The 19,272-nt window shown below is 73.7% G+C and carries 13 protein-coding genes and 1 pseudogene; 8 read left to right on the top strand and 6 right to left on the bottom strand.

Annotated elements, in window-relative coordinates; translation table 11 throughout:
• The first annotated feature begins 206 nt into the window (after positions 1-206).
• Positions 207-749, top strand: coding sequence for a DUF937 domain-containing protein (locus OHA91_RS24375; protein WP_328740006.1), 543 nt, complete (start codon positions 207-209; stop codon positions 747-749).
• A gap of 137 nt (positions 750-886) precedes the next feature.
• Positions 887-1,384: pseudogene (locus tag OHA91_RS24370) on the top strand (GNAT family N-acetyltransferase); the annotation flags it as partial.
• On the opposite strand, the gene OHA91_RS24365 reads toward OHA91_RS24370, so the two are convergent.
• Positions 1,335-2,294: an EamA family transporter gene (locus tag OHA91_RS24365; RefSeq protein ID WP_328740005.1), complete on the bottom strand. Its 960-nt coding sequence runs from the start codon at positions 2,292-2,294 to the stop codon at positions 1,335-1,337. The pseudogene OHA91_RS24370 and the gene OHA91_RS24365 sit on opposite strands and share 50 nt — an antisense overlap.
• Positions 2,295-2,383: 89 nt before the next feature.
• Here OHA91_RS24365 and OHA91_RS24360 point away from each other — a divergent pair, with 89 nt between their 5' ends.
• On the top strand, positions 2,384-3,283 hold the full coding sequence (locus OHA91_RS24360; RefSeq protein WP_031145419.1) for a LysR family transcriptional regulator: 900 nt from the start codon (positions 2,384-2,386) through the stop codon (positions 3,281-3,283).
• Positions 3,284-3,365: 82 nt separating this feature from the next.
• Positions 3,366-5,186 carry a glycoside hydrolase family 3 protein gene (locus tag OHA91_RS24355; RefSeq protein ID WP_328740004.1) on the top strand — a complete coding sequence of 607 codons (1,821 nt, stop codon included), beginning with the start codon at positions 3,366-3,368 and terminating at the stop codon, positions 5,184-5,186.
• Positions 5,187-5,255: 69 nt separating this feature from the next.
• Here the strand turns inward: OHA91_RS24355 and OHA91_RS24350 are convergent, their stop codons facing one another.
• Positions 5,256-6,689 (bottom strand): alpha/beta hydrolase family protein, encoded by a 1,434-nt coding sequence (locus tag OHA91_RS24350; protein WP_031145415.1) that lies wholly within the window; start codon positions 6,687-6,689, stop codon positions 5,256-5,258.
• 730 nt (positions 6,690-7,419) lie between these two features.
• Between OHA91_RS24350 and OHA91_RS24345 the strand changes: the two genes are divergently transcribed.
• Entirely contained in the window at positions 7,420-7,974 is a 555-nt protein-coding gene (locus tag OHA91_RS24345; protein ID WP_031145411.1) for an EF-hand domain-containing protein, read from the top strand.
• A gap of 28 nt (positions 7,975-8,002) precedes the next feature.
• Here the strand turns inward: OHA91_RS24345 and OHA91_RS24340 are convergent, their stop codons facing one another.
• The gene (locus OHA91_RS24340) at positions 8,003-11,887 is read right to left on the bottom strand and encodes an ABC transporter ATP-binding protein (RefSeq protein ID WP_328740003.1); all 3,885 of its coding nucleotides are present in this window, start codon (positions 11,885-11,887) and stop codon (positions 8,003-8,005) included.
• 220 nt (positions 11,888-12,107) lie between these two features.
• Between OHA91_RS24340 and OHA91_RS24335 the strand changes: the two genes are divergently transcribed.
• Complete coding sequence (locus OHA91_RS24335) at positions 12,108-13,052, top strand: hypothetical protein (protein ID WP_051892499.1); 945 nt, start codon at positions 12,108-12,110, stop codon at positions 13,050-13,052.
• On the opposite strand, the gene OHA91_RS24330 is transcribed toward OHA91_RS24335, so the two are convergent.
• The 3 genes from OHA91_RS24330 to speB form a co-directional block, all read right to left on the bottom strand.
• The gene (locus tag OHA91_RS24330) at positions 13,042-13,674 is read right to left on the bottom strand and encodes a hypothetical protein (protein WP_266501024.1); all 633 of its coding nucleotides are present in this window, start codon (positions 13,672-13,674) and stop codon (positions 13,042-13,044) included. The genes OHA91_RS24335 and OHA91_RS24330 overlap by 11 nt on opposite strands.
• Positions 13,675-13,802: 128 nt before the next feature.
• Positions 13,803-15,488 (bottom strand): thiamine pyrophosphate-binding protein, encoded by a 1,686-nt coding sequence (locus OHA91_RS24325; protein WP_328740002.1) that lies wholly within the window; start codon positions 15,486-15,488, stop codon positions 13,803-13,805.
• A gap of 18 nt (positions 15,489-15,506) precedes the next feature.
• The gene (speB, locus tag OHA91_RS24320; protein ID WP_030032703.1) at positions 15,507-16,469 is read right to left on the bottom strand and encodes an agmatinase; all 963 of its coding nucleotides are present in this window, start codon (positions 16,467-16,469) and stop codon (positions 15,507-15,509) included.
• 116 nt (positions 16,470-16,585) lie between these two features.
• Between speB and OHA91_RS24315 the strand changes: the two genes are divergently transcribed.
• Positions 16,586-17,983, top strand: coding sequence for a helix-turn-helix domain-containing protein (locus OHA91_RS24315; protein ID WP_328740001.1), 1,398 nt, complete (start codon positions 16,586-16,588; stop codon positions 17,981-17,983).
• 125 nt (positions 17,984-18,108) lie between these two features.
• Entirely contained in the window at positions 18,109-19,266 is a 1,158-nt protein-coding gene (locus OHA91_RS24310) for an acyl-CoA dehydrogenase family protein (RefSeq protein WP_031145399.1), read from the top strand.
• Positions 19,267-19,272 lie beyond the last annotated feature (6 nt).

The following is a 19,272-nucleotide window of genomic DNA, read 5'->3' as shown; positions in this document are numbered from 1 at the left end:
GTCCCGCCTCGCGGCCGGACCCCCTCACGGTTACCCCTCCCTCGTCGGACTTCCCGATCCCCCCAGATCCCTCCCCGGAAGTGCCGACGCAACATACGACCCGCGGTACCCCCGGAGGGTTGCATCCGGAGTCACACATTTACGTTTCCGTTACCCAACGCCTACCCGAGGTGCTGGCGAATCGGGACAGAAGTAGCGTTTCACGCATGAGCGAATCTTCATTCCAGGACGACGTGCTGGGCGAGCTCGGTGACGACCGGCTCAACGAGATCGCCTCGCTGCTCGGCACGGACACCGCCGGCGCACGCGACACCGTCACGACCACGGTCGGGGCGATGACCGGCGACCTCCAGCAGAAGGCCGGAGCCGACGACGAGGACGGGGTGGAGGTGCGCCAGGCCTTCGCCGAGGTGGCCGAGCCCCCTCTGCAGGGCGTCTCCACGCTCGGCGGCGGTCTCGGCGGGCTGCTGGGCGGCGGAATGATGGCCGGGGTGCTGGCCAAGCTGAGCCGGCCCGTGGCCAACGCCGTCTCGAAGAAGACCGGCATCCCCGCGGCCACCGTCAGCCGGGTCATCGAGATGCTGATCCCGGTGCTCCTGGCGGTGTTCGCCAAGCGCGCGGCCTCCGGCAAGGCCGCCGGCGGCACTGCGGCCGGCACTCCGCCGGGCGGGGCGCCCGGTGCGGCCCCCGCGGGCGACGGCGGCCTGGGCGACCTGCTGGGCCAGATCCTCGGCGGCGGCAAGAAGTAGCCCGCCGCGGCAACCCCTGCGGCGCAGGGCGGGCCGGCGGCCGCAGGCATCCCCCCGGCCCGCCCCGCGCGCTATCCTCGGGCGCCATGGACACGCCCCCGGTACTCCTAACACCTGAGGACCCCGAGGCGAAGGGGGTCCGACTGCGCGCCCCGGGGCCCGGCGAGCTGGGCTGGATCGTGCAGCGGCACGGCGCGCTGTACGCCGCCGAGTACGGCTGGAACGCCGAGTTCGAGGGCCTGGTGGCCCGGATCGTCGCGGACTTCGCCGAGGACCACGACCCGTACCTGGAACGGGTCTGGATCGCCGAGCTGGACGGCCGCCCGGTGGGCTCGGTGATGTGCGTGCGCGAGGACGGCGCACCCGGCACCGCCCGGCTGCGGCTGCTGCTGGTCGACCCCGAGGGACGCGGCCGCGGCATCGGCGGCCTGCTGGTCGACACGGTCGTCGCCTTCGCCCGCTCGGTCGGCTACCGCGAGCTGGTGCTGTGGACCAACGACGTGCTGGCCGACGCCCGCGAGCTCTACCTGCGGGCCGGGTTCACCCTGGTCGCGGAGCGCCCGCACCGCTCGTACGGGGTCTCCCTCATCGGACAGGACTGGCGCCTGCCGCTGCAGGACGACTCCCTGCGCTGACGGCCGCGGCGGCCGTCGTACGGGCCTCCGCCCGGGCCTCGGTACGGGCGGCGGGCCGCGCGGGGGCCAGCGACGTCAGCGCCACCCCGCCGACCAGCAGCACCGCCGCCGCCCAGCGCAGGCCCGACACCTGCTCCCCGAGCACCAGGGCCGCCGAGGACATCCCGAAGACCGGCACCAGCAGGCTGAACGGAGCCACCGACGAGGCCGGGTAGCGGCGCAGCAGGTAGCCCCAGGCCCCGAACCCGAACACGGTCGAGACCCACGCGACGTACGCGATGACGCCCACCCCGGACCAGTCCAGGGCCCGCAGCGCGGCCAGGTCCCGCTCGGGCCCCTCCAGCAGCAGCGACAGCCCGAACAGCGGCAGCACCGGCACCGTGCACACCCACACCATGAAGTTCAGGGCGTCGGGCGGGGAGGCCTTGCGGGTCAGCACGTTGGAGACGCCCCAGCAGGCGGCGGCCGCCACGACCAGGGTGAAGCCGAGCACGGGCCCGGAGGTGCCCCCGTCCACGGCGGCCACGGCGATGCCTGCCAGCGCCACGGCCATGCCGGTCAGCCGCACCCGGCCCGGCCGCTCGCGGAGCACGACGGCGGCGAGGACGGCGGTGAAGACGGCCTGGACCTGCAGGACGAGGGAGGACAGCCCGGCCGGCATGCCCGCGTCCATGCCGGTGAAGAGCAGGCCGAACTTGGCGATGCCGAGGGCGGCCCCCACCCCCGCGATCCACTTCCAGGCGACCTTGGGCGGCCCGACGAAGAACACGGCGGGCAGGGCGGCGACGAGGAAGCGCAGCGCGGACAGCAACAGGGGCGGGAAGTGGTCGAGTCCGATCTCGACGACCACGAAGTTGAAGCCCCAGACGGCGGCGACGAGCACGGCGAGTGCGGTGTGTACGGGACGCATGGACCGAGCATCGGCCCGGCCGACCGTGTAGCACCAGCGCGGATCTCTTCATCCATGGATGAAGCACTGCTAACGAATACGATGGGGGCATGCTCGATCTCGCCCGGCTGCGCGCCCTGCACGCCGTATCCGTCCACGGCTCGGTCGCGGGCGCGGCGGCCGCCCTCGGCTACACCCCCTCCGCGGTCTCGCAGCAGATCGCCAAGCTGGAGCGGGAGACCCGCACCACCCTGCTGGAACGGCGCGGGCGCGGGGTCGCCCTCACCGAGGAGGCCCGCCATCTGGCGGACACCGCACAGGAGTTGCTGGCGATCGTGGAGCGCGCCGAGACCACCCTGGAGGAGCGGCGCGGTCAGCCGAGCGGGCTGCTCACGGTCGCCGCGTTCGCCTCGGCCGCGCGCGGACTGCTGCCGGGGGTGCTGGCCGATCTGGCCCGCCGGCACCCGGCCCTGGACGTGCGCCTCACCGAGGTCGACCCCCACCTGTCCGTCGACCTGGTGGCCCGCGGCGTCACCGATCTGGCCGTGGCCCACGACTGGGACATCGCCCCGCTGCCCGCGCCCGAGGGGGTGGAGCAGGCCCTCATCGGGGACGACCTCTGCGACCTGGTGGTACCGGCCGGCCACCCCTTCACCACCCGCGGGACCGTCCGGCGCTCGGACCTCGGCGGCCAGCGCTGGGTGTGCCAGCCGCCCGGACGGGTGTGCCACGACTGGCTGATGCGGACGCTGCGCACCGCCGGCTTCGAGCCGGACATCGCGCACGTCGCCGAGGAGAACCACACCATCGTCGCCCTGGTCGCGGCCGGACTCGGGGTGGCGGTCGTCCCCCGGCTGGGGACCGGCACCCTGCCGCCGGGGGCCGTGGCCGTGCCGCTGGAACCGGGCCCCGTCCGCAGGCTGTACGCCCTCTGGCGCACCGGCGCCGCCCGCCGCCCGGCCATCACCGAGACCGTCCGCACCCTCCAGGAACACTGGGCCACGGGGTAGTCCCGGCAGGGCCCCACCCCAAAGGGGCGACACGCAACGACACGCCCGGCCGAGGCCGGACGGCACCGGTAGGGTCCGGCCCGTGCCGAACCACGCCTCCCGCCGGACCCTGCTGGCCGCGGCCGCCGCGGTCGCCGCCACGGCCGCGGGGGCGGCCGCCTCCGCCTCGGGCCCCGCTCGCACCCCCACCGCCGACGACGCCCTCAACCCGGACGGGCCCGCGGGCCGCCGGCCCGACCGGGCCCGGCTGCGGCGCGCCGTCGACCGGATGAGCCTCGCCGAGAAGGTCGGGCAGCTCTTCGTCTCCCGGGCGTACGGGCATTCCGCGACCGGTCCCGACCCGGCGGACGCCGAGCAGAACCGGGCGGCGTTCGGCGTGCGCACCGCCGCCGAGCTGGTCTCCCGCTACCACCTCGGCGGGATCGTCTACTTCGCCTGGGCCCACAACACCCGCACCCCGCACCAGATCGCGGCGCTCTCGGCCGGCCTCCAGCAGACCGCCCTCACCACCGGCGCCCGGATCCCGCTCCTGCTCTCCACCGACCAGGAGCACGGCGCCGTCGCCCGGATCGGCAGGCCCGCGACGCTGTTCCCGGGGGCGATGGCGCTCGGCGCCTCCGGTTCCGCCGCCGACGCCCGGCGCGCCGCCCGCATCGCGGGCGCCGAGCTCGCCGCCATGGGCATCCGGCAGGACTACGCGCCCGTGGCCGACGTCAACGTCAACCCGGCCAATCCGGTCATCGGCGTACGCTCCTTCGGCTCCGACCCGCACGCCGTCGCCGAACTGGTCGCCGCCCAGGTGCGCGGCTACCAGGGCGCCGGGGTGGCCGCCACCGCCAAGCACTTCCCCGGACACGGGGACACCGAGACCGACAGCCACGTCGGCCTGCCGGTCATGCGGCACACCCGCGCCGCCTGGGAAGAGCTCGACGAGCCGCCCTTCCGGGCCGCGGTGGAAGCCGGCGTGGACGCCATCATGACGGCGCACATCGTCTTCCCCGCCCTGGACCCCTCCGGCGACCCGGCGACCCTCTCCCGGCCGATCGTGACCGGCATCCTGCGCGAACGCCTCGGCTTCCAGGGCGTGGTGGTCACCGACGCCCTGGACATGGCCGGGGTCCGCCAGAAGTACGGCGACGACCGCGTGCCCGTACTGGCCCTCCTGGCGGGCTGCGACCAGCTGCTGAACCCGCCGGACCTGCCGCTGGCCCACCGCAGCGTGCTGGAGGCCGTCGCGTCGGGCGAGCTGACCGAGGCCCGCGTCGAGGAGTCGGTGCTGCGCATCCTGGAACTGAAGTCCCGCCGCGGGCTGTTCGACGAGGCCTACCCCTCGGCGGCGACGGTGGACGCGGTGGTCGGCGTACGCGAGCACCTCGACGCCGCCGACCGGATCGCGACCGCCACGACGACCCTGCTGGCGAATCCCGGAAAGCTGGTGCCCGTCGACGCCAAGGCCGTACCCCGACTGCTGGTCACCGGGACGGACCCGGCCTCCCCCAGCGCCGGCACCGGCCCGCCCACGGTCGTGCTGGCCCGGGAGCTGACCGCACTCGGGTGCCGGGCCACGGCGGTGGCGCCCGCGCGCGCGGTGGCCGCGGCGCCCGGGCACGCGGCGGTGCTGGTGTGCACGTACAACGTCCCGGAGGGGGACGGCCCGCAGCGCACGCTGGTGACGGAGCTGCTCGCCACCGGCGTCCCCGTGGTCCTGGTGGCGCTCCGCAACCCCTACGACCCGGCCCGGCTGCCGGCCTGCGCGGCGGAGCTGGCGACGTACTCCTGGGGGGACGCGGAGATGCGCGCGGCGGCGCGGGTCCTCACCGGGGCCGCCCGGCCCGCGGGCCGTCTGCCCGTCCCGGTGCCGGGCCGCTACCCGCTGGGCCACGGGCTCTCCCTCGACGCCTGACGCCCGACACGGCGGAGGGCGTGCCCGCAGGATGCGGGCACGCCCCCGTCGTTCACCGGCCGTACGTCCTCACGGGCGCAGCTGCGGCTCGCGCTCCAGGTCGCGCCGGTCGAGCTCGGCGTCCGGGGCCGCCAGCGGCGCCGCCCGGCCCGCGTCGGCGAGCGCGGCGGCCGGAGCCACCCCGGCCCACTGGAGGATCTTGGCGGTGGCGAGGGCCTTCTCGCCGTCCAGGAGCTTGGCGACGTTCGCCCCGTGGTTGGCACCCGGCGCGATCATCACGTGGCTGTCGCGCGCCGTGTACCCGATGCGGAACGGCTCGGCGCCCCACGGGTCGTTCTGGCCGTACACGAACAGCATCTGGTTGGCGTTGTCGCGCACCCACTTGTCGATGTCCGCCATGGCTCCCGGCTGGAAGGTCATGGGGATGTCGCGGGGCACGAAGTTGCGCGGCGGCTGGTAGCCGTAGCGGCTCAGGTTGCCCAGGTGCGGCTGCTTGATGTCCGGGGAGCCGAGCTGGGTGCCCGCCTGGTAGTAGTACGGCGTGTACGTCTCCAGGCCCTGGTCGGAGTAGGCGGAGAAGCCGGAGATCGCGTCGATCGAGTCCCAGATCTCCTGGTCGCTGGCGGTGGCGGCGGCCGGGATGGAGGCGCAGTCGGCCAGCAGGCTGTACTGCCAGAAGGCCCACACGTAGTCGAGGACGACGGCCTCGAACGCCTTGTCGAGGTTGCCGACGGTGGTGAAGGTCCAGCCGTTCTCGGCGGCGGCCACCGCGTACTTGGCCTCCAGCGGCTCGCGGCGCACCAGCGCCTCGCGCTGCACCGCGTTCAGCTTGTCGCGGCACTCCTTGGTGCCGACCTTGGCGAAGAACCGGTCGTAGGCCGAGTCCTCCTTGTTGACGACGTCGTTGGGCGCGACGTACGCGACGACGCCGTCCATGTCGCGCGGGTAGAAGCGCTCGTAGTACGTCGCCGTCATGCCGCCCTTGCTGCCGCCCGTGGCCAGCCAGTTCTTCTTGTAGATCTTCTTCAGGGCGGTGAAGATGCGGTGCTGGTCACTGGCGGCCTGCCAGATGTCCAGGTTGGCCCAGTTGGCCGCGTCGGGCCGGGAGGGCGTGAAGAATCGATACTCCATGGACACCTGGTTGCCGTCGATGATGGTCGTCGGCTCACTGCGGCGCGGGCTGGTGTTGACGTTGTAGCCGGAGGTGAAGAACACCGACGGTCGCGAGACGTCCTTGTGCAACAGGGTCAGGCGCTGCTTGAAGGTGCCCTTCCACGGCTGCCGGTGGTCGACCGGCTGCTCGTAGTTCAGCACGAAGAATCGGTAGCCGGGGTACGGCTTCTCCTCGATCAGGCTCATCCCGGGAATGCCCAGGATCTGGTCCTTGATGTCCGCGGCGGCCGCCGGCTCCGCGGCGGTGGCCGCTTGTGCCGTGGAGCCGGCCGCACCCATGGTGCCGATGAGCACCACGAGCGACAGCAGCCATCCGAGCGTCTTGCGCATTCGCCCTCCCCTTGAGTTCACTTCGGTCGCCGTGAACCTAGCCGGGCCAACACGCCACTGAACAGACCCAGTTGGGACTGTCCCTCAACACAGGATCCAGCCGGAGTCGGCCGAGCCGGCTCCCACACCCCCCTTTACATACACACAGCGACTGATCGCCCCCACAGTGACAGGCCCGGCATGTCTGGTGAATCGTCCGGCATCGCGCACCGGCGCACCGCCGCGCGGCTGGATGCTGACCGCCATCCGCCGCCGCTCGCCCGGCGTCCGCGCCACGGCCATCGCACAGGCCCGGGTGCGGCTCTTGTAGACGCGCAGCTCGCCCGTCTCGAAGGGCACCGTCCGCGCCAGCCGGCCCGCGCACCCGCCGCTCGCGGCCTGGACGGGTACTCCCGCGAACAGCCCGCCGACGCAGAGCCACAGGGCCACTGTGAGCGCTCCCAGCAGCGCGGCCCGACGGCCTCGCCCGTTCCGCCCCTTCACCATCCAGTCCCCCGATCGGTCGTACGTACGGCGTGCGCACGCACGTACGACGCCCTGACGCCCCGAAAGGTTGCCGTCGCCAAGGACCCGGCCGCCCCACCGCGGGCCGGCCTTCCCTCGTACGGGTGCATCCACAACTCCCCCGCGGGACTGCGGAAGTTCGCGATCCGCCGGGAGATTACGCTAGGTGACCGCAAGCCCGCACAACGTATCCGCAGATGCGGACGCCGCCGTGAAAGGCACTCACATGACGAACGACCTGCTCGACCGCAAGCTGGAGCGCGCCTTCACGCACCTGGACGCCGACCGGAGCGGGGTGATCGACGCCGACGACATCATCGCGCTCGGCTCCCGGCTGCTGACCGCCCTCGCGGAGCCGGCCGACTCCCCCAAGGCCGCCCTGGTGATGGGCGGGCTGGCCGACTTCTGGCAGGACCTCTTCACCGAGCTGGACCTGGACCGCGACGGCAAGGTCACGCCCGAGGAGTACAAGCTGGGCATGACCCGGCTGTACGCACAGGGCGGGCCGGCCTACGACCGTTCGTTCCGCCCGATGATGCGGGCGATCCTCACGATCGTGGACACCGACGGCGACGGGGTCATCAGCCCGGAGGAGTTCCACCGGGCGCAGGAGGCCTTCGACACGGACCTGGGCCCCGCCCACACCGAGGCGCTGTTCCGGCGGATCGACGCGGACGGGGACGGCACCCTGACGGTGGACGAACTCCTCGGCGCGGTACGCGAGTACTACACCGGCACCGACGAGGACGCCCCGGGGAACCTGCTGTTCGGCGAGTTCTGATCCCCCGGGCCCCTCGGGACCCCGCCGCTCAGGCCGCGGCGCGCTCGTCCTCCCCGACGAAGGTGCGCCACAGGTCGGCGTACCGGCCGCCGCGCGCCAGGAGTTCGGCGTGCGAGCCGTCCTCGACGACGCGGCCGCGGTCCATGACGACGACCCGGTCGGCGCGCGCGGCGGTGGTCAGCCGGTGCGCCACCACCAGCGTGGTGCGCTTGCCCGCGAGGCGGTCCGTGGCCTGGTTGACCTGGGCCTCGGTGGCCAGGTCGAGGGCGGCGGTGGCCTCGTCGAGCAGCAGCACGTCCGGGTCGACGAGCTCGGCGCGGGCCAGCGCGATCAGCTGGCGCTGGCCCGCGGAGAGGTTGCGGCCGCGCTCGGCGACGGTGTGCAGGTAGCCGCCGTCGAGGGTGGCGATCATGGCGTGGGCGCCGACCGCGCGGGCGGCGGCCTCCACCTCGGCGTCGCTCGCGGCCGGCCGGCCGTAGGCGATGGCGTCGCGGACGGTCCCCGGGAAGAGGTACGACTCCTGGGGGACGACGCCCAGCCGGTGGCGGTACGCCGTCAGGTCGAGCTCCCGCAGGTCGGCGCCGTCGGCGGTGATCCGGCCGGAGGTCGGGTCGTAGAACCGGGCCACCATCTTGACCAGCGTGGACTTCCCGGCGCCGGTCTCGCCGACGAAGGCGACGGTCTGTCCGGCGGGTATGCGCAGGCTGATCCCGGCCAGGGCGTCGCCCTTCTCGCCGCGTTCGGCGGCCGTCCCGTACTGGAAGCGGACGTCCTCGAAGGCGATCTCGCCGCGCAGCCCGGGCAGCTCGCGCGGGTCCTGCGGGCGCGGGGTGGTGGTGGGCTCGCGCAGCAGCGCCTGGATGCGGCCGAGGGAGACGGTGGCCTGCTGGTAGCCGTCGAAGACCTGGGAGAGCTGCTGGACCGGGGCGAAGAACAGGTCGATGTAGAGCAGGTACGCGACCAGCGCGCCGGTGGTGAGCGTCCCCGCCTCCACCCGGCCCGCGCCGACGATCAGCACGGCGGCCGCGGCGGCCGAGGACAGCAGCTGGACGAACGGGAAGTAGACCGATATCAGCCACTGGCCGCGGACCCGGGCCTCGCGGTAGGAGTCGCTGCGCTCGGCGAAGCGGGTGGCGCCGGAGCCCTCGCGGCGGAAGGCCTGGACGATGCGCAGACCGGAGACGGACTCCTGGAGGTCGGCGTTGACCAGGCTGACCCGGTCGCGGGCGAGCTCGTAGGCGGCGACGGACTTGCGGCGGAACACGATCGTCCCGATGACCAGGACGGGCAGGGTCGCGAAGACGATCAGCGCGAGCTCGACGTCGAGGACGAGCAGGGCGACCAGGATCCCGAAGAAGGTGAAGACGGAGACGACGGCCGTGACCAGCCCGGTCTGGAGGAACGTGGACAGCGAGTCCACGTCCGTGGTCATCCGGGTCATGATCTTGCCGGTCAGCTCGCGCTCGTAGAAGTCGAGGCCGAGCCGCTGGAGCTGCGCGAAGATCTTGACGCGAAGGGAGTACAGGACGCGCTCGCCGGTGCGCCCGGTCATCCGGGTCTCGGCGAACTGCGCGGCCCACTGGGCGACGACGACCGCGAGGGCGAGCCCGGCGGCCGCCCAGACGGCGCCGAGCACGGCCTGTTCCACGCCCTGGTCGATGCCGTGGCGGATCAGGATCGGCAGGAGCAGTCCGGATCCCGCGTCCACGGCGACGAGGGCGAGGCTGATGGCGAGCGGCGCCCAGAATCCCCCCAGCAGGCGGCGCAGGCCGTAGCTCTCCTCGGCGGCCGCGGCGCGGGTCTCGTCCACGTCGGGCCGGTCGTCGGCGGGCGGCAGCGCGGCGACCTGCGCGAGCAGTTCGGGGGTGGCGGGCGTCCCGGCCACCGCGCCGGCCATGGAGTGGCCGGCGCCGGGCGCCCTGCCGGCGGCGGGAGCGGTGGCGGTGCCGGGAGCGGTGGCGGTGCCGGGGCCGCCGACGGCGTCGGCGGCGGCCTCCTCGCGGCGGCGCCAGAGCTCCGGGGTGATTCCGGCGGGGACCCTGCGCTTGGCGTTGACGGGCTCGGAGTCGATCTCGGCCTCGAGCTCGATGTCCCGTTCGAGGTCGCGGTCGAGCTCGCTCTCGAACTCGGCGAGCGCGAGGGCGTCCGGAGTCCGCGGCGAGCCGGCGCCGAGCGCGTCGGGGTCGGTGAGCAGCCTGCGGTAGAGCGGAGAGCGCTGCTGCAGCTCCTCGTGCGTACCGATCTCGGCGAGCCGCCCGCGGTCCAGTACGGCGATCCGGTCGGCCAGCGCGAGCGTGGAGCGGCGGTGGGCGATCAGCAGGGTGGTCCGGCCGGCCATGACGGCGCGCAGGGCCTCGTGGATCTCGTGCTCGACGCGGGCGTCCACGGCGGAGGTGGCGTCGTCGAGGAGCAGCAGCCGGGGGTCGGTGAGGATGGCGCGGGCCAGGGCGATGCGCTGGCGCTGGCCGCCGGAGAGGGTCAGGCCCTGCTCGCCGACCTTGGTGTCGTACCCGGCGGGCAGGGCCCGGACGAAGCCGTCCGCCTGGGCGGCGCGGGCGGCGGCCTCGATCTGCTCGTCGGTGGCGCCGGGGTGCCCGTAGGCGATGTTGGCGCGGATGGTGTCGGAGAAGAGGAAGGAGTCCTCGGGAACGAGGCCGATCGCGCCGCGCAGGGAGGTGTAGGTCAGCTCGCGGACGTCGTGGCCGCCGATGCGGACGGTGCCGCGGTCGGCGTCGTAGAAGCGCGGCATGAGGAGCGAGACGGTGGACTTCCCGCTGCCCGAGGCGCCGACGACGGCGACGGTCTCGCCCTCCGCCACGGACAGCGAGAACCCGTCGAGGACGGGCCGCTCGGGGTCGTAGCCGAAGTGGACGTCCTCGAACTCGACGGTGGCGGGCGCGTCGGCGGGCAGTTCGTGCCCGCCCTCCCGGATCGCGGGCTCCGTGTCGATGAGCTCGAAGACCCGGTCGGCGCCGGCCCGGGCCTGCTGGGCGACGGTGAGGACCATGGCGAGCATGCGGACGGGGCCGACGAGCTGCGCGAGGTAGGTGGAGAAGGCGACGAAGGTACCGAGGGTGACCTGCCCCTCGGTGGCCATCCAGCCGCCGAGCGCCAGCATGGCGACCTGGGCGAGCGCGGGCACTGCCTGGAGGGCGGGGGTGTAGCGGGAGTTGAGCCGGATGGCGCGCATCCGCCCGGCGAAGAGCCGGCGCCCGGCGTCGCGGAGCTTGCCGGTCTCCTGCTCCTCCTGGCCGAAGCCCTTGACGACGCGCACGCCGGTCACGGCTCCGTCGACGACGCTCGCGACGGCTGCGGCCTGGCTCTGCGCGTACCAGGTGGCGGGGAAGAGCTTCTTGCGGCTGCGCTTGGCGATGAACCAGAGGGCGGGTGCCATCAGCAGTGCGACGACGGTCAGCAGCGGCGACAGCCACAGCATGATCCCGAGGGATATCCCGAAGAGCAGGAAGTTCCCGATCGTCATCGGGAGCATGAAGAGCAGGCCCTGGATGAGCTGGAGGTCGGTGGTGGCGCGTCCGACGACCTGCCCGGTGGACAGCTCGTCCTGCCGCCGCCCGTCGAGGCGGGAGATGGTTTGGTACATGTCGGTGCGCAGGTCGTGCTGCACGTCGAGGGCGAGGCGTCCGCCGTAGTACCGGCGTATGTAGGTGAGGACGTACACGAGCAGGGCGGCGGCTATGAGCATCCCGGCCCAGGGGCCCATGGGCTTGGTGTGGTCCCCGATGACGTCGTCGATGATCACCTTGGTGACCAGCGGTACGAGCGCCATGACGGCCATGCCCGCCAGCGAGGATCCGAGCGCGAGCAGCACGTTGGCCTTGTACCGCCAGGTGTAGGCGGCCAGCCGCTTGACCCAGCCCTGTTTCCCGCCCGCTGCTGTCTCTGCCGCCGCCACGTAGGCCTCCCCGTTCGGTCCTGTCCTGCCGGAAGCGGGAACGCCCCGACCGGCGGATTTCATCCCGCCGCAACAATTCGAACGTGTACGCCGGTCGCCTCCGGCGCACGCGGAGGGCCCCGCCACGTGGGCCGTCCGGGTCGTACGCCGCTCCGCGCTCCGTTCGGCCGCCCGGCCCCGCCGGGGTGCAGGCTCCGGAATCGGCGAACAGACTGGGCGCATGCCGGAGCCGCATGACCAGCCGCCGCCCGGACCGCGGGCGGCGGACCCGGCGGCCCCATCGAGCCCGTCGAGGGCGTTCCTGGAGAAGGTCGCGTACATCGCGGCGCCCGGGACCATCGTCCTCGGACTCCTCTACTACTTCGGCACCACCTACACCCAGGCGTACTACGCCACGTTCGGCGTGCCGACGGCCGACCTGCAGCTCTCCGTCGAGGCGTACCTGGTGCGCAGCCCGAGCGCGATCTTCTTCCCCCTCTGGTTGCTGCTGTTCTGCGGGCTGGCCGTCCTGCTGGTGCTGGGGTGGGCGGGGCGGCTGCTGGGCCGACCGGAGCAGCAGGCTCGTCGTGAGGCGGTGACCGGCTGGCTGCTCGCCACGGGGCTGTTGCTGGTGCTGGCGGGGTTCCCGGTCTTCTTCTGGGAGGACCGGCTGCCGCGACTGCCCGAGGGCTGGCTGCGCCAGTTCGTGCCCTGCCTGACGGTGGCCCTGGGCGCCACGCTGGCGTTCGCCGCCGTACAGCTGCGCCTGAGCAGCCCCGACGGGCAGGACCGGGCGGATCCCGGGGACCGTACGGCCGACCGGCTGTGGCTGGCAGCCGGCGCCCTGCTGCTCGGGGTCCTGACGATGAGCCTGTTCTTCGGCATGGCGCGGTACGTGGCGGCGGCGGGCCGCGTGGAAGCCATGCGGGACGCCGCGGGCGGCTACGTGTCCAGCCCGAGGGCTGTGGTCTACTCCCGGGTGCCCGTGACCCACCACGCTCCGGGCATCCTCTTCGACGACCTGGGCAGCGCCAAGGGCCCGTACCGCTACCAGTACCGCGGCTTCCGCGTCCTGGCCAAGACGCCGGCTCGCCTCTACCTCGTCTCCCACGTACCCGGGCAGAAGTCCCGCACTCTGGTGGTACTGCCCGACGACAACACGGTCAGGATCGAGATCAGTCCGTGAGGCCGGGCTCAGGGCTGTCCGTGGGGCTCGGGTCAGGAGTCTCGGACTCGGTGGGACCGCCGGTCGTCACAGACGGCGATGGCGTCCCGGTACCCGAGGTGTCCTCGTCGCCGGGAGTGGCCTCGCGCACCGCCTGACCGGAGATCCCGACGGACAGGGCACCGCCGTCGGACGTGGTGGCCGTCAGCTGCCCGCTGTAGGAGCCCGGCTCCGTCGCGATGTGCCGGATCCTGATCCGGCACGTGCCGCCGGGCGGCAGCTCGACGTCCGTGCAGGTGTCCTCGATGATCGACGTCTCGCCGCTGTCGACGGTGGCGGCGAGGTTCTGGACGGTGACGGGGTCGCCACCGGTGTTGACCACGGTGACGTCCCCGCTGGCGGGCTCGCCGACCGGCGCGGTCGGGACCTCGACGTGGGAGTTCGAATCGTCCACCCCCTTCCCCAGGAACACCGATGCTGAGGGGTCGGGGGTGGTCGTCGCCTCGGTCGAGGGCGTCGGCGAGAGGGTCTGCGGGGAACTCGGCCCGGGCGGATCGGGCGTCGGGCCGCCGCACCCCGCGGCGGTGGCCAGTGCCCCGGCCGCCACTGCCGCGGTGAGACCCCGTACGACTGTGCGCAGCACGGCACCACCACCTCCGCTCCGGACCGGGTCCGCAGCCAAGGTCCCACAGTCGCGTCGGTGTCCTGCCCCACCCGGATCGGTGACACAGCGTCATCACCCGAAGGGGCGCGCTGCGCGGCCCCGGAGGGTCACATGTGGGTCGGGGCGAACATCCTGAGGGTGGCCGGGAGGACCAGGACCGAGGGGCCGGGGGCGGCGAGGGCCTTCCTGAGGTCGGCCGTCAGGGATTCCGGGGTGGTCGTGGCGGCCGGGACGCCGAAGGACTCCGCCAGGGCGACGAAGTCGGGGCGGGTGAGCTCGGTGCCCGTGGTGCGGCCCCCGAAGGCGTCGGTCATGTACTCGCGCAGGATGCCGTATCCGCCGTCGTCCACGATCAGCCAGGTGACGTCCAGGTCGTGCTGGCGGGCCGTGGCCAGTTCCGCGAGCGAGTACATCGCGCCGCCGTCCCCGGAGACGGCGAGCACCGGGGTGTCCGGCTCCGCGACGCAGGCGCCGAGGGCCGCCGGGAAGGCGTAGCCGAGGCCGCCGGCACCCTGGGCCGAGTGCATGGTGTTGGGGTGCTTGGCGTCGAAGGCAGACCACGCCCAGTAGGACAGGATCGTCATGTCCCAGAAGGACGGGGAACGGGCCGGCAGCGCGGACCGGATCGAGCTCAGGAGGGACTGCTCCAGGGCCAGGCCCTGGTCCGCGAGGCGGGCCGCGATGTCCTCCAGGACCATGCGGACGCGCTCGGGGGCGTGGTCGTCCTGACGTTCGTCCACCGTTTCCAGCAGGGCCTGGAGGGCGAGGCGGGCATCGGCGTGGATGCCCAGGGCCGGGTGGTTGGACTCCAGCTTGCCGAGGTCCGCGTCGATCTGGACGACCCGGCCCGTGGGGAAGAAGGTGTGGTAGTTCGACGACAGTTCGCCGAGGCCCGAGCCGACGACGAGGAGCACGTCGGCGTCCTCCAGGAAGTCCGTCATGTGGCGGTCCTCCAGCCAGGACTGGAGGGACAGCGGGTGCGTCCAGGGGAAGGCGCCCTTGCCGCCGAAGGTGGTGACCACGGGCGCGCCCAGCCGCTCCGCGAGCTGCCTGAGCTTGCCGGAGGCGTCCGAGCGGACGACCCCGCCGCCCGCGATGATCACGGGGCGGGAGGCCCGCGACAGCCAGTGGGCCGCCACCGCGGTCAGCTCGGGACGGGGAGCGAGCTCGTGCGGGGTCGCGTCCATGCCCGTGACCGGCGGGATGATCGTCTCCGACCGCAGGACGTCCTCCGGGATCTCCACCCAGACCGGGCCGTGGGGGGCCATGAGCGCGGACTCCCAGGCCTCGGCGACGACCGAGGGGATCTGCGAGGCGGTGCGCGCCTCGTGGACCGACTTGACCACGTCCCGGAAGGACGCGGCCTGGTCGCGCAGCTCGTGCAGGTGGCCGCGCCGCCCGCCGCCGAGGCCCGCGACCGGCACCTGGGAGGAGATGGCGAGGACGGGGGCCGAGGCCGCCGCGGCCTCCGCGAGGGCCGGCAGGGCGGTGAGGGCGCCGGGGCCGGTGGACAGCAGCAGGGGCGCCGCCTCGCCGGTGATCCGGCCGTACGCGTCGGCCGCGAAGCCGGCGTTGTTCTCCACCCGGAGGGTGACCAGCCGCAGGTCGGAGCGCCCCACCGCGTCGAAGAGGCCGAGGGCGTGCTGCCCCGGCAGTCCGAACACGGTGGTGGCGCCCAGCGAACGCAGCGTCTCCACGACCAGGTCCCCGCCCGTCCGGCCCGGCGGCGCGGCCAGGGCGGCGGCCGTCTGGGCCTCGGTGGGACGGAGTACCAGGTCGTGGTCGTGCGTCACGGGGGTGTGGTGCCCTTCTTACTTCGCCTTCGCCGCCGCGATCTGGCGGCTCATGATCGTGGTGAGCTCGTACGCGGTGTGCGAGGCCGCGACCGAGGTGATCTCGGCGTGATCGTACGCCGGGGCGACCTCGACCACGTCGGCGGAAACGAGGTTGCAGGAGGACAGCCCGCGGATGATCTCCAGGAGCTCGCGGGAGGTCATGCCGCCCGCCTCCGGGGTGCCGGTGCCGGGGGCGTGCGCCGGGTCCAGGACGTCGATGTCGATGGAGATGTAGAGCGGGCGGTCGCCGATGCGCTGGCGCAGCTGGTCGGCGACCTCGTCGGCGCCGCGGCGGTAGACGTCCGCCGAGGTGACGATGCCGAAGCCCATCTTCGCGTCGTCATCGAGGTCCTGCTTGCCGTACAGCGGGCCGCGGGTGCCGACGTGGGAGAGGGCCTCGGTGTCGAGGATGCCCTCCTCGACGGCGCGGCGGAACGGGGTGCCGTGGGTGTACTCGGCGCCGAAGTAGGTGTCCCAGGTGTCCAGGTGCGCGTCGAAGTGCAGCAGGGCGACCGGGCCGTGCTTCTTGGCGACGGAGCGGAGCAGCGGGAGGGCGATGGTGTGGTCGCCGCCGAGGGTCATCAGGCGGGAGCCGCCCGCGAGGAGCTCGTCGGCGGCGGCCTCGACCGTCTCGACGGCCTCGTTGATGTTGAAGGGGTTCACCGCGATGTCGCCGGCGTCCGCGACCTGCGCGAGGGCGAAGGGGGACGCGTCCTGCGCCGGGTTGTAGGGGCGCAGGAGGCGGGAGGCCTCGCGGATGGCGTTGCCGCCGAAGCGGGCGCCGGGGCGGTAGGAGACGCCCGAGTCGAAGGGCACGCCGACGACGGCGACGTCGGCGGAGCCGACCTCGTCGAGGCGGGGCAGCCGGGCGAAGGTCGCCGGGCCCGCGTAGCGCGGGATGCGGGAGGAGTCGACGGGTCCGCGCGGCTGCGTGCTCATGGCTGTGCCTCTTTCTCTGGCCTGACGTGTGCGGTCCTTCGAGCGTAAGCGGGCCGCCGGAGGCTGGGGAGTGTACGTTTCATCCATCTGGCCCTGCTGATGTGTACGGAGTATCCATGTCTGCCGCTCCCCGAGATCCGGAGTACGGCCACGGACCCGCCGGGGAGCCGCTCACCCCGCCGGTGCTCCTCGCCTCGCTGCTCGCCGACCGGGAGCTCGGCCTGCGCCACCTCGCCGGGCCGGTCGCTGCCGGGGTGCACGGCGTGCACGCCTCCGAGATGCCCGACCCCTCCCCCTACCTGCTCGGCGGCGAGCTGCTGCTGACCGCCGGGGCGGGCCCCGGCGAGGACCCCGACGGGTACGTGGCCCGGCTGGCCGGGGCAGGGGCCGCCGCCCTCGGCTTCGGCGTGGCCCCGGTGCACGAGGAGGTCCCGGCCGCACTCGCCGGGGCCTGCGCCCGGCACGGGCTGCCCCTGCTTGAGGTTCCGCCGCGGACCCCGTTCTCGGCGGTCGCCCGCGCGGTGGGGCGGCTGACGGCGGAGGCCCGGACCCGCGAGCTGCGCCGGACCACCGAGGCCCAGCAGGCCCTGGCGGCGGCCGCGGCCCGGCCCGACCCGGTCCCGGCGGTGCTGGCCCGGCTCGCCGCGAGCCTGGGCGGCTCGGCCGCCCTCTGGCCGGGCGGCCGGACGGCGGGTCCGGAGCTGCCCGCCCCGGCCCGGGAGGCGCTGGCCGCCCTGCTGGCCCGGGTCGGCCGCGAGGGCGGGCCCGCCACGGCCACGGACCGGGCGGGCGGACACCACCTGGCCGCCTACGCCCTGGCCGGGCGGGCCGCGCTGGGCACCGCGACCGCGACGCGCGCGCCCGGCGACCACACCGTGGCCTCGGTGGCCGCCGTACTGCTGACCCTGCTCACCGCCGAGCGGCCTGCCGGGGTCGAGGCCGCGGCCCTGACCCGGCTGCTGCTCGACGGGGATCCGGCCGCGGCCCTGACGGCCGGGCCGTGGTACGCCGTCCACGCCCGCGGCAGCGGGGATCCGCAGGCCCTCGCGGCCGCGCTGGGCACCGTACTGCTGGACCCGCACGAGGGCGGCGTACGGCTGCTGACCGACCGGGAGCCGGGCGCGCAGCCGGGATGGCGGCTGGGGGTGAGCGCCCCCGCGGCGCCGGACGCCCTGACCGCGGCCGACGCCCAGGCCGGGCGGGCCCTCCAGCGCGCGGAGGCGGCCCGCACCCCGCTGGCCCGGCACCCCGACGCCGGCTTCGCGGGCCTGGTCGGGGAGGCCGAGGCCCGCGCCCACGCCGAGGCCCTGCTCGGCCCGCTCTCCCCCGCGCTGCGCGAGACGCTGCGGGCCTGGCTGGCGCACCACGGCAGCTGGGACCGTACGGCGGCCGCCCTGGGGGTGCACCGCAACACCGTGCGCCAGCGCGTGGCGCGCTGCGCGGTCCTGCTGGACCGGGACCCGGACGACCCGGACGTCCGGATGGAGCTGTGGTTCGCGCTGCGCCAGGAGTGATCCGGCCGCGGGTGTGACGTACGCGCGTGCGACCGACTCTGGACAGCCTGGTCAACTCGTCGGTAACTTAGTCTGAGCAAGCGCTTAATTTAGGCGGCGGACCGCCGCGACGAAGGGAGCCGGCCGTGCGCCGTACGGTGTTCAACGAGGACCACGAGGCGTTCCGCGAGACCATCCGCGCCTTCATCGAGGCCGAGGTCGTCCCCGTCTACGACGAGTGGTTCGCCGCGGGCCAGGCGCCGCGCGACTTCTACTACAAGCTCGGCGAGCTGGGCGTCTTCGGCATCAACGTGCCCGAGGAGTTCGGCGGCGCGGGCCTGGACACGCACAAGTTCGAGGCCGTCCTCTACGAAGAGACCTCCCGCGCGGGCGTGAACTTCGGCGGCTCCGGCGTGCACGTGCTGCTCGCCCTGCCCTACATCAAGATGCTCGCCGACGACGAGCAGAAGAAGCGCTTCCTGCCGAAGTTCGTCTCCGGCGAGGAGATGTGGGCGCTGGCGATGACCGAGCCGGGCACCGGCTCCGACGTCGCGGGCATGAAGACCACCGCCAAGCTCTCCGAGGACGGCACCCACTACGTCCTCAACGGCTCCAAGACCTTCATCACCGGCGGCGTCCACGCCGACCGCGTGATCGTCTGCGCCCGCACCTCCGCCCCGAGCGAGGACGACCGCCGCTTCGGCATCTCCCTCTTCGCCGTGGACACCAAGTCCGAGGGCTACTCCATCGGCCGCAAGCTCGACAAGCTGGGCCTGAAGACCTCCGACACCGCCGAGCTGGCGTTCGTCGACGTGAAGGTCCCCGTCGAGGACCTGCTCGGCGAGGAGGGCAAGGGCTTCTACTACCTCGGCCACAACCTGGCCTCCGAGCGCTGGGGCATCGCCTTCGGTGCGTACGCCCAGGCCGCCGCTGCCGTCCGGTTCGCCCAGCAGTACGTCACCGAGCGCACCGTCTTCGGCAAGCCCGTCGCGCACTTCCAGAACACCAAGTTCGAGCTGGCCGCCTGCCAGGCCGAGGTGGACGCCGCCCAGGCCGTCGCCGACCGCGCCCTGGAGGCCCTGGACGCCGGCGAGCTGACCCCGGCCGAGGCCGCCTCCGCGAAGCTGTTCTGCACCGAGGTCGCGCACCGCGTCATCGACCGCTGCCTCCAGCTGCACGGCGGCTACGGCTACATGAACGAGTACCCGATCGCCCGCCTGTACGCCGACAACCGCGTCAACCGCATCTACGGCGGCACCAGCGAGATCATGAAGTCGATCATCGCCAAGTCGATGGGCCTGTAAGCCCCC

This window comes from Streptomyces erythrochromogenes, from assembly GCF_036170895.1.
GTDB classification, from domain to species: domain Bacteria; phylum Actinomycetota; class Actinomycetes; order Streptomycetales; family Streptomycetaceae; genus Streptomyces; species Streptomyces erythrochromogenes.
This window is presented reverse-complemented; position numbering and strand designations above follow the sequence as displayed.

Coding starts and splice junctions, on each gene's coding strand:
- OHA91_RS24375 (WP_328740006.1), top strand. CDS start 207: ATGAGCGAATCTTCATTCCAGGACGACGTGCTGGGCGAGCTCGGTGAC.
- OHA91_RS24365 (WP_328740005.1), bottom strand. CDS start 2,294: ATGCGTCCCGTACACACCGCACTCGCCGTGCTCGTCGCCGCCGTCTGG.
- OHA91_RS24360 (WP_031145419.1), top strand. CDS start 2,384: ATGCTCGATCTCGCCCGGCTGCGCGCCCTGCACGCCGTATCCGTCCAC.
- OHA91_RS24350 (WP_031145415.1), bottom strand. CDS start 6,689: ATGCGCAAGACGCTCGGATGGCTGCTGTCGCTCGTGGTGCTCATCGGC.
- OHA91_RS24345 (WP_031145411.1), top strand. CDS start 7,420: ATGACGAACGACCTGCTCGACCGCAAGCTGGAGCGCGCCTTCACGCAC.
- OHA91_RS24335 (WP_051892499.1), top strand. CDS start 12,108: ATGCCGGAGCCGCATGACCAGCCGCCGCCCGGACCGCGGGCGGCGGAC.
- speB (WP_030032703.1), bottom strand. CDS start 16,469: ATGAGCACGCAGCCGCGCGGACCCGTCGACTCCTCCCGCATCCCGCGC.
- OHA91_RS24315 (WP_328740001.1), top strand. CDS start 16,586: ATGTCTGCCGCTCCCCGAGATCCGGAGTACGGCCACGGACCCGCCGGG.